At 72.3% G+C, this 14,211-nt stretch carries 11 protein-coding genes; 4 read left to right on the top strand and 7 right to left on the bottom strand.

The features are described from left to right. Positions 1–327 precede the first annotated feature (327 nt). A complete protein-coding gene (locus ACH4J0_RS10975; RefSeq protein WP_396238510.1) occupies positions 328–3,111 on the bottom strand; it encodes a SpoIIE family protein phosphatase in 2,784 nt (927 codons plus the stop codon). Between the two features lie 231 nt (positions 3,112–3,342). After that, complete coding sequence (locus ACH4J0_RS10970) at positions 3,343–3,915, bottom strand: YceI family protein (protein WP_396238508.1); 573 nt, start codon at positions 3,913–3,915, stop codon at positions 3,343–3,345. Between the two features lie 608 nt (positions 3,916–4,523). On the opposite strand from ACH4J0_RS10970, the gene ACH4J0_RS10965 reads away from it, so the two are divergent. After that, on the top strand, positions 4,524–4,898 hold the full coding sequence (locus ACH4J0_RS10965; protein WP_396238506.1) for a transglycosylase SLT domain-containing protein: 375 nt from the start codon (positions 4,524–4,526) through the stop codon (positions 4,896–4,898). A gap of 276 nt (positions 4,899–5,174) precedes the next feature. Here the strand turns inward: ACH4J0_RS10965 and ACH4J0_RS10960 are convergent, their stop codons facing one another. Beyond that, entirely contained in the window at positions 5,175–6,392 is a 1,218-nt protein-coding gene (locus tag ACH4J0_RS10960) for a PP2C family protein-serine/threonine phosphatase (protein WP_396238949.1), read from the bottom strand. 227 nt (positions 6,393–6,619) lie between these two features. Next, positions 6,620–6,817 carry a hypothetical protein gene (locus tag ACH4J0_RS10955; protein WP_396238504.1) on the bottom strand — a complete coding sequence of 66 codons (198 nt, stop codon included), beginning with the start codon at positions 6,815–6,817 and terminating at the stop codon, positions 6,620–6,622. A gap of 270 nt (positions 6,818–7,087) precedes the next feature. Here ACH4J0_RS10955 and ACH4J0_RS10950 point away from each other — a divergent pair, with 270 nt between their 5' ends. Beyond that, entirely contained in the window at positions 7,088–8,449 is a 1,362-nt protein-coding gene (locus ACH4J0_RS10950) for a ricin-type beta-trefoil lectin domain protein (RefSeq protein WP_396238502.1), read from the top strand. Between the two features lie 155 nt (positions 8,450–8,604). On the opposite strand, the gene ACH4J0_RS10945 is transcribed toward ACH4J0_RS10950, so the two are convergent. The 3 genes from ACH4J0_RS10945 to ACH4J0_RS10935 all read right to left on the bottom strand — a co-directional run bounded on the left by ACH4J0_RS10945 (position 8,605) and on the right by ACH4J0_RS10935 (position 10,712). Continuing rightward, complete coding sequence (locus ACH4J0_RS10945; RefSeq protein WP_396238499.1) at positions 8,605–8,922, bottom strand: hypothetical protein; 318 nt, start codon at positions 8,920–8,922, stop codon at positions 8,605–8,607. Positions 8,923–9,372: 450 nt separating this feature from the next. Further along, positions 9,373–9,618: a hypothetical protein gene (locus tag ACH4J0_RS10940; RefSeq protein WP_396238497.1), complete on the bottom strand. Its 246-nt coding sequence runs from the start codon at positions 9,616–9,618 to the stop codon at positions 9,373–9,375. Next, a complete protein-coding gene (locus ACH4J0_RS10935; protein ID WP_396238495.1) occupies positions 9,540–10,712 on the bottom strand; it encodes a pentalenene synthase in 1,173 nt (390 codons plus the stop codon). The genes ACH4J0_RS10940 and ACH4J0_RS10935 overlap by 79 nt, the downstream gene beginning before the upstream one ends. 329 nt (positions 10,713–11,041) lie before the next feature. On the opposite strand from ACH4J0_RS10935, the gene ACH4J0_RS10930 reads away from it, so the two are divergent. Together ACH4J0_RS10930 and pntB are read left to right on the top strand one after the other, a co-directional pair. After that, positions 11,042–12,622: a Re/Si-specific NAD(P)(+) transhydrogenase subunit alpha gene (locus ACH4J0_RS10930; RefSeq protein WP_396238493.1), complete on the top strand. Its 1,581-nt coding sequence runs from the start codon at positions 11,042–11,044 to the stop codon at positions 12,620–12,622. Beyond that, positions 12,619–14,076 (top strand): Re/Si-specific NAD(P)(+) transhydrogenase subunit beta, encoded by a 1,458-nt coding sequence (pntB, locus tag ACH4J0_RS10925; RefSeq protein WP_396238491.1) that lies wholly within the window; start codon positions 12,619–12,621, stop codon positions 14,074–14,076. Before ACH4J0_RS10930 ends, pntB begins: the two co-directional genes overlap by 4 nt. Positions 14,077–14,211 lie beyond the last annotated feature (135 nt).

The raw sequence follows: 14,211 nt of genomic DNA, 5'->3' as shown, positions 1-14,211 counted from the left end.
CCGCCACCCTGAAGCGGCCCCGCCGTGCCCGCACGTCCAGCGGAACGGCGCGACATCCCACGGCCGGGTGCGTGGCAGTCGCGGTCACGCAGAAGGGGTCCCGTCCCTCGCCACCGCGCCTGCCGGAGCACCGCGTCTGTCGGACACTGGGTCAGCAGGCGAGCAACGGTGCCGCCCAGTCGACGTGGTCGCCTCCGTTGCGTCGGCGACCACCAGGCGCAGGATGGTGGCTCCGGTGGGGTCGACGCTCAGCTGCCTTGCCGGATCCCGGACGATCAGGTGGTGACGCCGGGAAGGGCGGAGTCGAGCGCGAGTCACACGCGGGGCTCACAACAGCATCGCCTGGAACTGCTGCTCGGGTGCGGCCAGTGGTTGCTGCGCCCAGATGACCTTGCCTCGTGCCGTGTACCTGGTTCCCCATCGTTCGGCCAGCTGGGCCACCAGGAACAGGCCGCGGCCACCCTCGTCCGTGGTGTCCGCGTAGCGCAGGTGCGGGGCGGTGCTGCTGCCGTCGGAGACCTCGCAGACCAGGCTGGTGTCGCGCAGCATGCGGACGCGGATGGGCTCGGTGCCGTAGCGGATGGCGTTGGTGACCAGTTCGCTGAGGATCAGCTCGGTGGTGAAGGTCAGTTCCTCCAGGTCCCAGGCGGTGAGCTGGTCGCCGCATGCGTTGCGGATGCGGGAGACGGCGGAGAAGTCGTCGGGTACGTCCCAGGTGGCCACCTGGTCGGGCGCCAGCAGTCGCGTGCGCGCGACGAGGAGTGCGACGTCGTCGCTCGGACGCGGCGGGGCCAGCGTGTCGAACACGGCCCGGCAGATGTCCTCCGGGGAGGCGTCCGCGTGGGCGCTCGCCAGGGAACGGCGCAGCGCGGCGAGTCCGGTCTCCAGGTCGCGCTCGCGGCTGGTGACGAGTCCGTCGGTGTAGAGGACCAGGACGGCACCGGGCGCCAGCTGGAGTTCGGTGGTTTCGAAGGGCAGACCGCCCACCCCCAGTGGTGGCCCGGCGGGCAGGTCGACGAACTCCACGCTGCCGTCGGCGCGCACCAGTGAGGGCGGTGGGTGACCCGCCCGCGCCATGGTGCAGTCTCCGGAGACCGGGTCGTAGATCGCGTACAGGCAGGTGGCGCCCGTGACCGTCCGCTCGCTCTCACCCTCGTCCTGGCCCTCGACGTCGCCTTCTCCCGCCTCGTCCTGGTCGAGCCGGGCGACCAGTTCGTCGAGACGGGCGAGCAACTCGTCCGGAGGCAGGTCGAGGGCGGCGAAGTTGAGGACGGCTGTGCGAAGTCGGCCCATGGTGGCGGCCGCGTGCAGGCCGTGACCGACGACGTCGCCGACGACCAGTGCCACGCGGAAGCCGGGCAGCGGGATGACGTCAAACCAGTCCCCGCCGACCGTGTTCAGTGCCGGCAGGTAGCGGTAGGCCGCCTCCAGGGCGCTCTGCTCGGGCAGTCCCCGGGGCAGCAGGCTGCGCTGCAGCGCCTCGGCCATCCGGCGCTCGCGGGTGTAGCGGCGGGCGTTGTCGACGCAGATCACCGCGCGGGCGATCAGCTCCTCGGCGAAGGCGACGTCCTCCGGCCCGAACGGCTCCGACTGCCCCGCGCGCCAGAAGCTGACCGTGCCCAGGGCCCGTCCGCGCGCTGTCAGCGGCGTGGAGATCAGCGAGTGGACCCCGTACGCCAGGATTCGGTCGGTGGTCCGCGGATCGCGTGCCCGCCAGGCGTGTGCCTGCCGCAGGTCGGCCACCAGCGTGGCACGCCCGCGCCCCAGGGCAGTGGCCTCCGGTGTGCCGGGCAGCGGGCTGATCTGCGAGCCCACCGGGTAGAACGGCCGGTCCTCGCGGATGCCGCGGGCGGCCACCCGGCGGATCCGCGGGCCTCCGGCGACGCCCGTGCCGGGGAGCGGCTCGTCACCGCGCAGCACCGCCTCGGCCAGCTCGACGGTGGCGAAGTCCGCGAACCGGGGAACCGCCACATCCGCCAGCTCCTGGGCGGTCCGCACGATGTCCAGGGTGGTGCCCACCCGCAGCCCGGCGTCGTAGAGCAGCTTCAGCCGGCCCCGGGCCGCCTCGGCCTGCCCGGCCAGCGCCCGCAGCTCGGTGGTGTCCCGGATCGTCGCGACGCTGCCGGGCCCGCCGCCGAACGGCGCCGTGGGGCGGTTGTTGACGGCGAGCAGCCGGTCCTCGGCCGGATGCACCTCGTCGGTGGCGGCCCGCCCCGACGCCAGCAGCTCCGCCAGCCCCGGATCGAGCCCCAGCTCGGTGATCGGCCGCCCCTCCACCTCGGGCGGCAGCTCCAGCAGCCGCCGCGCCTCGTCGTTCGCCAGCACCGCCCGCCCGTCCCCGCCGACGATCAGCACGCCCTCGCGCACCGCGTGCAGCACCGCGTCGTGGTGCTCGTACATCCGCGTCATCTCGGCCGGGCCCAGCCCGTGGGTCTGGCGACGCAACCGCCGCCGCACCAGCACCGCCCCGCCCGTGCCCACCGCGAGCGCGGCCGCCGCGCCGCCGAACAGGACCGGCAACTGCCTGCTCACCGCGCTGCTCGCCCGCGCGACGGTGTAGCCGACCTGGACCAGGCCGGCGGTCGAGCCGTCCGGCCTGGTGACCGGCGCGCTGCTTTCCACGACGCGTCCGATGGGCACGGTGAAGCTGATGGTGATCGGTCCCTTGAGGGCCTGCTGGTAGGGGCCGATGAGGTGCTTCCCGATCAGCTCGGGCTGGGCGGTCTGCGCGTAGCGCGTCCCGTCGGGGCCGGCGATCACGACGTAGTCGAAGCCGCCCTTTTCCGTGACGTCCAGAGCCAGCGGCTGCAGCACCGCGGTCGGGTCGGCGCTGTCCAGAGCGTTCACCACCGTGGGGACCTGCGCCATGGTGACGGCCGCGGCGCGCGTGCGGTGCGCGGCGTCACTCGTGGCGTAGCCACGGGCCTGCAGTACGAGCGCCGTCAGCCCGGCACCGACCAGCAGCACCACGACGACCAGCAGCCACAGGAACACCTGCCCGGCGACACTACGCACCCGCAGCCTCGAACTCGACCGCCCCCCGGCGTACCGGTGTTCCCCCGGTCCGCCGGGTTCCGTGTCTCCGGTGGCGTGACTGTCCACTCTGTGCATGCAGGCCGTCCCCGCGTATCGGGTCCCTCCTCCACGCTGCCACCCAGCCCGGAGGTGCGCACACCCGGAGCCGGTGGAAGGCCGAGCGCCCCTCGGAGGACACGGTGGGCAGCGCGCCGGGGGCGGGCGGCGCTGAACAGCACGTCGAAGGCCTCACCGGGCGGTGCCCCGGTCGGGGCCGGGAGACCAGCGCGCTTCCCCGCGATCGCGCCCGTGTTCCCCCTGTGCGGGTCAGCCTGCCGTCGCAGTGGGCTCCAGGACTGCCTCGACATCGACCGTGACGTCGACCATGTCGCCTACGACGACACCACCCCGGTCGACCACGTCGTTCCAGCTCACGCCGAAGTCATGGCGGTTGATGCGCGACCTGGCGACGAATCCGGCCCGGCGCCGTGGGCCCAGGTCCCGGTCGCCCTCCCACCACGGGGTGTCCCACTGTCCCAGGTACGTCACATCGAACGTCACGGAGCGTGTCACTCCGCGGATGGTGAGTTCGCCCGTCACCTCGAAGTCGTTCGCGCTCACCTGCCGGATGCGGGACCCGGTGAACGTCCAGGTCGGAAAACGCTCGACATCGAAGAAGTCGGCGCTGCGCAGGTGGGCGTCGCGGTCGGGCTGTCCGGTGTACACCTGCGTCGCGTCGATCGTCGCCTCCACCTGGGCCTTCTCCGGGTCGTCCGGGTCGATCACCAGGAAGCCGCGCACGTTCTTCAACTGTCCGCGCACGTAGGTGACCATCATGTGTCTGGCGCTGAACTCCGCCGCAGTGTGACCTGACTCAAAGAACCATCTCGCCGTAGCCATGGCAGCTCCTCGGCACGCTCACCCCCTCCGAACACGATAGGACGGCACCGCACCGTCGGCTCGCCCGGTGCCACCGGGCAGCGGTGGTCATCGTCCGCGACGAAGTCACCGGTGCCCTCGTCGCGGCGGCGGGCGTGTGACGCGGGTCTCGATCCAGGCAGGTCGCCGGCACTCAGAGCACGGGTGACGACTCGGTCAGCAACGGAAAAATCGACTGAAAAGCGACATAAACAGTGAGCCCGCTCACACCCGAACAGGTCGACGACGGGCGATAGTGGCCACTCCCGGCGCCACCCGCCAACCCCGGTCGCTGCATCTTCCCAGCTCAGCACGGTTGTCGGCGGTGCGATCCGCCCTGCGAACCAGCACGCCCCACCCCCGTGAATACGACGGCGGATCGTAACAAGGGGGTCTTGTCGACAACCGGTCCCACCTGGCAACAATTGCCGCATCCAGCCACACCGGCTCCTGTCCCGCCGGTGAACGGCTAACTGCCGGGTCACGCCCCGCGACCGTCATGGCCCCTGTCCGGCCACGGTCCAGCACGGGGCGCGGCTCGGCCCAACCCGATTGAGGTCTTGCCCTACATGCCCAGTTTCAAGCTCCGCATGCGTACCTCTGCCGCGATCCTGGCCGGCGCCGCCGGCCTGACCGCCCTGGGTGCCGCCGTCGTCCCCGCCACCGCGAACGCCGCCACCGCCTCCCCCCAGGCCATCGCCGCCCAGATCGTCCCGGCGAACCAGCTGGCCTCCTTCAGCCAGATCATCTCCCACGAGTCCGGCTGGAACGTGACCGCGACCAACCCGAGCTCGGGCTCCTACGGCCTGGGCCAGGCGCTGCCGGCCTCCAAGATGGCCTCGGCCGGTCCCGACTGGAAGACCAACCCGGCCACCCAGATCAAGTGGGCGCTGGACTACATGAACACCCGCTACAGCAGCCCGAACGCCGCCTGGGCCTTCTGGCAGAACCACCACTGGTACTGAGCCGATCCCTCGGCCCGGCAACACACCCACGATCTCGACCGCCCACCCCCTCACCCCGGGGGCCGGCCGGACAGGGACCACTGGGATGACCCGAGAGGGCCCGCGCCCGCGCGATCCGCGTGGCGCGGGCCCTCTCGCGGTTGCCCGTGGTTCCGATCGTGAGGCCCGATCGCCCGGGCGGACGGGCGGACGGGCGGACGGGCGAACGGGCGAACGGGCGGACGGGCGAACGGGCGAACGGGCGAACGGGCGGCAAAGGGCAGGGGCGACAGCGCGTCACGGGTGCTGCGGGCGCCATTCGAAGATCAGGATGGTCGCGTCGTCCCGCAGCTGGTCGCGCTGGTGGTCGAGGATGGCGTGGATGAGCAGCCGCAGCACCTCGGCCGGGCGCTGGCCGGCGGCTGAGGAGCGGATGATGAAGTCGGCGAACTGGTCGAGGCCGAACTCCGCACCGTCCGTGTCGCGGGCCTCCACGACGCCGTCCGTGTAGAGCAGGACGCGGTCGCCCGGTTCCAGCGTCGTCTCGTGGACCTGCCGGGCTGCCGGGGCGAGTTGGCCGGCCAGGCCGATCGGGGGCTGTGGGGGGCTGTCCAGCGCTCCGTGGAGCACCCGGTCGGCACGGATCAGCAGTGGTGGTGGGTGACCACAGTTGAGCCAGTGCAGCACCCCGGTCTCCGCGTCGAGTCTGCACAGCACTCCGGTGCAGAAATGGTCGGGCAGCCATCGGGCGAGCGCCTGGTCGACGGAACCGACGACGTCGGCCAGGGCGCGGCCGGCCCGGCGGGCGTTGCGCGCCGCCGCCATGGCCACCGACGTGGTCAGTCCGGCGGTCAGATCGTGACCCATGGAGTCGAGGATCATGGTGTGCAGCACGTTCTTGACCACCGAGTGGTCGAAGGCGTCGCCGGCGACGTCGTACGCCGGTTCCTGGACCGCGGTCGAGACGCACCGGCTGCTGCCGACGGTGTTGGGCGGCAGGAACGCCCGGAGCATCTCGGCGGGCAACCCCATGGTCGTGGTCCGGGCGAGGGAGGCGAGCCAGTCGCTGTAGGTGCGCTTGGAGGTGATCAGCGTGGCGAACAGATGGGCCAGCATCCGGCTGCGGCGCATCCGAACGCCGTCGAGCGCGGCGGTCCGCACCGCCAGCACGCCCAGCCGCTCCGCACCGTCGACCAGCGGCATCCAGACGATCATGCCGCCGTCGTCGGCCGCCACCTGCGGGGAGAGCCTGCGATAAGCCCAGCCGGCCGGCGAGCGGTCCACCGGCACCGGTTCCGAGGTCTCGTCGAGTGGGACGAGCAGCCGTTGTTGCAGGTCGACGAGGTAGATCAGCGCGGCGTCCATGCCGAGGGCCGCGGCGCACCGGTTCGCCAGGGCGGGCAGTTCGACCGGCAAGGCCGTCTGCGCCTCGATGATCAGCTCTTCCAGCCGACGCTCGTCGACAGCGGTGTCGGAACCGGCGGACGCGTGCGGTGGGTCCGACACGGTGATCACCCCTCTCCTGCCCAGTCTCACACCGATCCCGTCCCCTCTCACCTCGATCCGCTCGGCGGCGGGGGTCGCGTACCCGGGGACCTGCCGGGGTGGATCTCGGCGGAGACGCGCGAAGGGCGCGGAACGCCCCCACGGCGTGCTGCCGTCCGGCAGGCGGTGCTCGGTCGCCCGGCCGCTCCGGTCGCGGTCGACCTGGGCGCTGGTGTCCACGTCGGTGCACCGCAGGATCAGCGGCCTGCGCCGGAGGACCTCTCGGGAGAGCCGTCGGGGTAGCGGCCGACGGTCCTGATCTCCTCCTGGTCGAGCAGGTCGGTGATGTGCAGGTGGAACGGGCAGAGCGTCCCGGCGGGAGCGTCGTGGTCCTCGCCGTGGTGGGGCTGCCGGCCGCCATGGTCGTCGGACTGCGCGGCCGGGGCCGCCGGCACGAGGGCGGATGTCGCCAGGACCGCGTTGATCGCCAGAGCCTTCGAACGAGGGCCTTCACGAGTTGACGCCAGGGAGCGCCGTTCCAGCCTCTTGACGCCTTGACAGGTACAGGAGTTGAATGCGCCTCAGCTCAGCACACGATGGGACGACTCCAGGGCTCGTCCGGCGGGATCCGCCGGACCGGAACCCCCGCTCCGCTCCGCTCCGCGGAACCGGCCCCCACCCCACCTCGCGGGCCGGGTCCGCGCCCCTTCCGTTGGGAGCCGCAGATGACCCGTGACCACGCGCGCCGCCGCACCGGCCGACGCGCCAGCCAACTCACCCGGCCCGGCCGCCGACTCGCGGTCCTGGCCACCCTCGGCATGCTCGTCGCGCTGCTCGGCCAGGCGCCCGCCACCGCCGCCACCACCATGGTGACGGCGGCGACCCCGGTGGCCGCCGCCGGGCCGCCGCCGGGGTGGACGACCGTGTTCAGTGACGACTTCGCGGGCCCCGCCGGCACACGGCCGTCCGGGGCGAACTGGACGTACGACACCGGCCCTGGCTCGAACTTCGGAACCGGCGAGATCGAGACCATGACCGACTCGACCGCCAACGTCCACCTCGACGGCAACGGCCACCTGGACATCACCGCCCTCGGCAGCGGAGGCTCCTGGACCTCGGGCCGGATCCGGACGCCGAACGCGGTCGCCGGCGCGCCGGCCGGCGGCAAGCTGGAGGTCACGGCCTCGATCATGCAGCCCGCCCCCGCCGGCGGGCTGGGGTACTGGCCCGCGTTCTGGATGCTGGGCCCGGGGCAGTGGCCCGAGAACGGCGAGATCGACATCATGGAGGACGTCAACGCCCGCTCGCAGGTGGCCGGTACCGTTCACTGCGGCACCTCCCCCGGCGGCGTGTGCAACGAGGGCAACGGGATCGGCAGCGGTCTGCGCGCCTGCCCGGGCTGCCAGAGCGGCTACCACGACTACACGATGGTCCTGGACCGCACCAACACCGCCGCCGAGTCGATCACCTGGTACCTCGACGGCACCGCGTACTTCACCGTGACGGAGAACCAGGTCGGCACCGCCGTCTGGCAGCAGGCCTTCGACCACCCGCTGTCCATCATCCTCGACCTGGCCATCGGCGGCGGCTTCCCCAACGGCGTCTGCGGGTGCACTACCCCGACGGCGGCCACCACCTCGGGGGCCACGATGAGCGTCGCATCCGTCGCGGCGTACACCTCCACCACCGGCGGCAGCGGCGGCGGCTCGGCGATCACCGGCTACGGCGGCCTCTGCCTGGACGACCGCGCTGCCTCAACCGCCGACTACAACCCGGTGCAGATCTACACCTGCAACGGCACCCCCGCCCAGCAGTGGACGGTCGTCCAGGCCGGCAGCACGCTGCACGTGCTGGGCAAGTGCCTGGACGTGTACGCGGCCGGCACCGCGAACGGCACAGCGGTGGACCTCTACGCCTGCAACAACACCGGCTCCCAGGTCTGGATCCCGCGCTCCGACGGTTCGCTGTACAACCCGCAGTCCGACAAGTGCCTGGACGACCCCGGGTGGTCCACCACCGCGGGCACCCAGGTGCAGATCTGGGACTGCACCGGCGGCGCCAACCAGAAGTGGGTGCTGCCCGCCTGAGACGGCGTCCCGGCGCCGTCGGCGAAAGCGGAGCGGCGCGGGCTGTTCCGCCACTGAACGTGCAGGAGCGGGCGCGCCGCCGCGCCCGCTCCGTGGGGGCCTTCGGAGTTCACCCTCCGGTGCGGGTGTTCCGACCCCGTTTCCGTGACGCGGGTTCAGGAAGCGAGGCCCGTCACGTTCTCCGCGGTGGCGTTGAGGTCGCACCACACGGTCGAGGTGCCGCCGCTCTCGACGCGGTTGCCGTAGTGGTGGTACCGGCCGTAGCCCGGCTTGAAGCACGTCACGTCCGCGACGAAGGGCCCGCCCGTACACCTGATCGACGCACCCGCGTGGCCGCCGCTCCCGGTGAAGAACTGCTTGTTGCCACAGCTCAGCGCCGTCGTGGTGGCGGAGGCCGACGTCGACGAGATGCCGACGAATCCCGCTCCGGCCACGGCCGTGGCCAGTGCGAACACCGCGAATCGCTTCCTCATATCCATGCCATCCCCGGGGTGTGCGAACGGATCGGATGGAACAACCGTAGGGCCGCGGCTCGCCGGAACGGTAGACGCGGTCGGCGGAATGACCGGAAAGAGGGATTTCGTTGCCGCCACGCCCCTCTCACTTGACCCCTGATCAGGCAAAGTGAAGGCAAACCTCCGCGGTGGACGAACGGTTCACGATGGCAGGATCCGCTCGCTCGCCCGTTCCCGGCGCCCGCTCGCCCGCGACACCGCCGACGACGCAACCCCGGCCCCCGGACTTCCCGTACGTCCGGTGTCGGCCGCCGCGCCGACCGGCGGTCGACGGGCCCACAGATCACCAGGTGACCGGGAGCGCCTCGACGCCGTAGACCGTCGAGCCCCGGCGGTAGCGGACGGCGGCTTCGGGGGCGGCGAGCCGCAGGGTCGGGAAGCGGCGGAGCAGGGCCGGCAGGGCGATCTTCAGTTCCAGCCGGGCCAGTTGCTGACCCGGCGCTCGACCTGACGGACGGTGAAGCCGCCGATGAGCATCCGCCGGAGGCGGCCGTGCTCCGCCCCGCTGTAGGCGGCCAGGAAGCCGGGGTGGTTGAACAGCGTGTGCGGCAGCGCCGGGTCGATGCCGTTGCCCGTCACCAGGCGCTCGTCCGCGAAGGCGGCCCGGACGTCGCCGTACCGGGTGACGACGACGGCCTCGATCTCGCCGCGCACCGGGTGGAGGACGCGCAGCCGGGGCAGGCCGTCCTCGTCGCGCATCCGGCGCAGGTCCGGCGACGGGTCGAACGGGCAGGTCCGGTCCCGTTCGGAGGCGACGAAGGACGCCGGGCGGTGGTCGGGCGTGGTGCTGCTCCTCGGCTGTGTCGGGTCCTGGCGGTGCGGTCCTGGAACGGGCTGCGCGCGCGGTCGTGGAACGGGGGCGCCGGTCGCTGACCGCGGTACCGGGTGGAGACGTGGTGCCAGTCGTGGGCGCCGCGGACCGTGGTCTGCAGCGCCTCCGTGCAGTAGCGCTGGAGCAGGTCGCGTTCGGCCGGGTCGAGCCGGCCGGCCGTCGCACTGCCCAGCAGGGCCCGGTGGGCGCCGGTGAACAGGTCCAGGGCCTCGGCCCGGCGGCGGAGGGCCAGGTCGACCGCCTCCTGCCGGGAGAGCCCGTGCTCCCGTTCCAGGCAGAGGACCAGGTTGTTCCGCTCCCCCAGCGCCTCGTCCTTGTCCAGGGAGACGATGTCGTTGTCGCAGATGATGAAGGTCTTCGTCATCTCCCGCATGACCGACAGGTGCGGCAGCGCGTAGAGGTGGTCCGGCAGGACGCACGAGGACAGCCGCTCGGCGAGGTGGATGACGGGTGCCACGCCGATGGTGTGGCGCCGGACGCGCAGGTAGGTTCCCAGGGACATCGGCGTGCCGGACTGCCGGCTGCGCGCCTCGTGGACGTGGTGGTCGAGGGAGGAGGCCCAGTGGGCCGCCGACCGCTGGACCCAGTCCTCGGGCATGTCCCGGCAGCCGCGACGCCGCATGTCGGCGAAGGCAGCGGCCAGGGGCAGCGGGGACGCCTCTCCCGCGGTGCCCTCCTTGACCAGCCCGACCAGGTGGCGGACCCGCTCGGGCGTGCGGCCGCACTGTTCGTCGAGCGCGTCGTCGAACAGGAAGTACCAGCTCTGCTGGTCCACTTCGAGGTCGAGCTCGTCCCCGGTCGCGTTGGGGTAGAACATGGCCGCGATCAGCGGGAACTGGCCCTTGAGGCGGTGGGCCTCCTCGGCCTCCGAGGACAGGAACCCGAATGACCTGGGCCAGTCATCGTGCCGCGGCACGCGGCGTAGTCAGGGGACCGACCGGAAACACCCGGCCCCAGTGGTTTTGAGCCGAAGGATGTGAATTACTTCGGAATTCCGGCCGGAGCCGCCGACCGCACTGGTAAGGGCGACGGACCGCCGGCGGGAGGGGCCCACCACCCTCGGGAGGCGGCGGACGCCCGGCCACGCCCGGCCGGTGTCCGTACGGCTGAGTGAGGCTCGTCACTGGTTCGCGCCATCGGTTCGCAGACTGGGTAGGAGTACGTTCCTTCGACCAACGGCCGGGGATCCTCCCCGGCCGCGCATCCCCCCGGTCAGCAGCGCTTTCGACGAGGGAGACACCAGACATGTCTGCACTTGTCCCGACCCAACCCCCACCCCGGTCCATCGGCGTGGTCGCCGAGTCGTCCAGCGGGGACGCCCGCGTCGCGGCGACACCGGCGACGGTGCGGCAGTTGCTCGGTCTCGGCTACGACGTCGTCGTCGAACCGGGGGCCGGCGCCGCCTCCGGCTTCACCGACGCCGCCTACACCGACGCCGGGGCGCGCATCGGCGACGCCTGGGCGGCAGAGGTGGTCCTGAAGATCAACGCCCCGACGGACGACGAGATCGCCCGGCTGCGCGAGGGCACCACCCTGATCGGCCTGATCGCGCCCGCACAGCACCCCGAACTGCTCAAGGCACTCTCCTCCCAGGGCGTCACCGCGCTGGCCCTGGACGCCGTCCCGCGGATCTCCCGGGCGCAGTCGATGGACGTGCTCAGCTCGATGGCCAACATCGCCGGGTACCGGGCGGTGATCGAGGCGGCCCACGTGTTCGGGCGCTTCTTCACCGGCCAGGTCACCGCCGCGGGCAAGGTCCCGCCGGCGAAGGTCCTCGTGGCGGGTGCCGGCGTGGCCGGCCTGGCCGCCATCGGCGCCGCGTCCAGCCTGGGCGCGATCGTACGAGCGACCGATCCACGGCCCGAAGTGGCCGACCAGGTGAGGTCGTTGGGCGGCGAGTACCTGGCCGTGGAGGTCGTCCAGGAGGCGAGCGCCGACGGGTACGCCAAGGCGACCTCCGCCGAGTACGACCGCGCCGCCGCCGCGCTGTACCACGAGCAGGCGAAGGACGTGGACATCATCGTCACGACGGCGCTGATCCCCGGCCGCCCGGCCCCGCGGCTGCTCACGGCGGAGGACGTGGCGGCGATGCGGCCCGGCAGCGTCGTCGTCGACATGGCCGCCGCGCAGGGCGGGAACGTCGAGGGCACCGTGGCGGGCCGGACGGTGGTCACCGACAACGGCGTCACCATCATCGGGTACACCGACCTGGCGGCCCGACTGCCCGCACAGGCCTCGCAGCTGTTCGGCACCAACCTGGTCAACCTGTTGAAGCTGCTGACGCCCGACCGGGACGGCCGGTTGGCCCTGGACTTCGACGACGTGGTCCAGCGGGCCGTCACGGTCGTCCGCGACGGCCGGATCACCTGGCCGCCGCCGCCCGTGGCGGTGTCCGCCGCTCCGGCCGCGCAACCCCTCGCGCCGGCATCCGCGGCCGTGGAACCGGGACGGCCCCGCCTCGGCCCCGCGGCGCGCTTCGGCCTGATCGGCGCGGGCATGTTCGCGGCCTTCCTGCTGACCGCCTTCGCGCCGGCCCAACTCGCCCGAAACCTCACGGTGTTCACACTCGCCGTGGTCATCGGCTACTACGTCATCGGCAAGGTGCACCACGCCCTGCACACCCCGCTGATGTCGGTGACCAACGCGATCTCCGGGATCGTGGTGATCGGGGCCCTGCTGCAGATCGGCCACGAGAGCCGCGTCGTCACCGTGCTGTCCTTCATCGCCGTGCTGTTGACCAGCGTGAACATCTTCGGCGGCTTCGCCGTGACCCGCCGCATGCTGTCGATGTTCTCGACCTCCCCCGAAAGGCGTCGAACCCGATGACTTCCACGACGGCCTCGCACGCCGCGGACCTGGTCGCCGCGCTGCTGTTCATCCTCAGCCTCGCCGGGCTCTCCCAGCACCGGACCTCGCGGGCCGGTGTCGTCTACGGCATCGCCGGCATGGCCCTGGCGCTGGTCGCCACCGTCGTGGTGGCGGCGCAGAGCATCACCGCCGGCGCGGTCGCGCTGATCGTGATCGCGATGGCGCTCGGCGGTGCGGCCGGGCTGTGGCGGGCGCGGCGGGTCGAGATGACCCAGATGCCCGAGCTGATCGCCGTCCTGCACAGCTTCGTCGGTCTCGCCGCCGTCCTGGTCGGCTGGAACAGCTACCTGGAGGTCGAGTCCCACGGGTCCGGCCAGACCCGGATCGCCGGTGACCTGCTCGGCATCCACCACGCCGAGGTCTTCATCGGCGTCTTCATCGGCGCGGTCACCTTCACCGGCTCCATCGTGGCCTTCCTGAAGCTGTCCGCCCGGATCGCCTCGCGTCCGCTGACGCTGCCCGGGAAGAACGCCCTCAACCTGGGCGCGCTGGCCGCCTTCCTGGGCCTGACGGTCTGGTTCACCGCCAGCCCGGGCCCGGCCCTGATGGTCGCGGTCACCGTGCTGGCGCTCGCCCTGGGCTGGCACCTGGTCGCCTCGATCGGCGGCGGCGACATGCCCGTGGTGGTCTCCATGCTGAACAGCTACTCGGGCTGGGCCGCGGCCGCCTCGGGGTTCCTGCTCGACAACGATCTGCTCATCGTCACCGGGGCGCTGGTCGGCTCCTCCGGTGCCTACCTGTCGTACATCATGTGCAAGGCCATGAACCGCTCCTTCCTGTCCGTGATCGCCGGTGGTTTCGGCATCGAGGCCCCGTCCGGCGGGGGCGAGGAGCAGGGCGAGCACCGCGAGGTCCGTGCCGAGGAGGCCGCCGGGCTGCTCGACCGGGCCCGATCGGTGGTGATCACCCCCGGCTACGGCATGGCCGTGGCCCAGGCCCAGCACCCGGTGGCCGAGTTGACGCAGCGGCTGCGCGACCGCGGGGTCGAGGTCCGCTTCGGGGTGCACCCCGTCGCCGGGCGCCTGCCCGGGCACATGAACGTGCTGCTCGCCGAGGCGAAGGTGCCCTACGACGTCGTCCTGGAGATGGACGAGATCAACGACGACTTCGCCGCGACCTCGGTCGTCCTCGTCATCGGCGCCAACGACACCGTCAACCCGGCCGCCACCGACGACCCGGGCAGCCCGATCGCCGGGATGCCCGTCCTGCGGGTGTGGGAGGCCGAGCAGGTGATCGTCTTCAAGCGCTCGATGGCCTCCGGCTACGCGGGGGTGCAGAACCCGCTGTTCTTCCGGGACAACACCGCCATGCTCTTCGGCGACGCCAAGCAGAGCGTCGAGGCGATCCTGCGGGCCCTGCCCGGCCGGGGCCTCGAAGGTGCGGTCCCGGCCGGGCAGGCGGCGGCGCGGTAGCACCGTCGCCTGCCCGGGGTGACCTCATCGTCCCGGGCCCGCTGCCCCGGTGCCCGACGGCGCCGGGGCAGCGGCCGGGGCGCCCTCCCGACCCGGCCCGCCCCGACCCGACCCGACCGACGTGGCCCGACCCGA

Source organism: Kitasatospora sp. NPDC017646 (assembly GCF_044329365.1).
Taxonomy (GTDB): domain Bacteria; phylum Actinomycetota; class Actinomycetes; order Streptomycetales; family Streptomycetaceae; genus Kitasatospora.
This window is presented reverse-complemented; position numbering and strand designations above follow the sequence as displayed.

Coding starts and splice junctions, on each gene's coding strand:
- pntB (WP_396238491.1), top strand. CDS start 12,619: ATGACTTCCACGACGGCCTCGCACGCCGCGGACCTGGTCGCCGCGCTG.
- ACH4J0_RS10945 (WP_396238499.1), bottom strand. CDS start 8,922: ATGAGGAAGCGATTCGCGGTGTTCGCACTGGCCACGGCCGTGGCCGGA.
- ACH4J0_RS10970 (WP_396238508.1), bottom strand. CDS start 3,915: ATGGCTACGGCGAGATGGTTCTTTGAGTCAGGTCACACTGCGGCGGAG.
- ACH4J0_RS10950 (WP_396238502.1), top strand. CDS start 7,088: ATGACCCGTGACCACGCGCGCCGCCGCACCGGCCGACGCGCCAGCCAA.
- ACH4J0_RS10965 (WP_396238506.1), top strand. CDS start 4,524: ATGCGTACCTCTGCCGCGATCCTGGCCGGCGCCGCCGGCCTGACCGCC.
- ACH4J0_RS10975 (WP_396238510.1), bottom strand. CDS start 3,111: ATGCACAGAGTGGACAGTCACGCCACCGGAGACACGGAACCCGGCGGA.
- ACH4J0_RS10930 (WP_396238493.1), top strand. CDS start 11,042: ATGTCTGCACTTGTCCCGACCCAACCCCCACCCCGGTCCATCGGCGTG.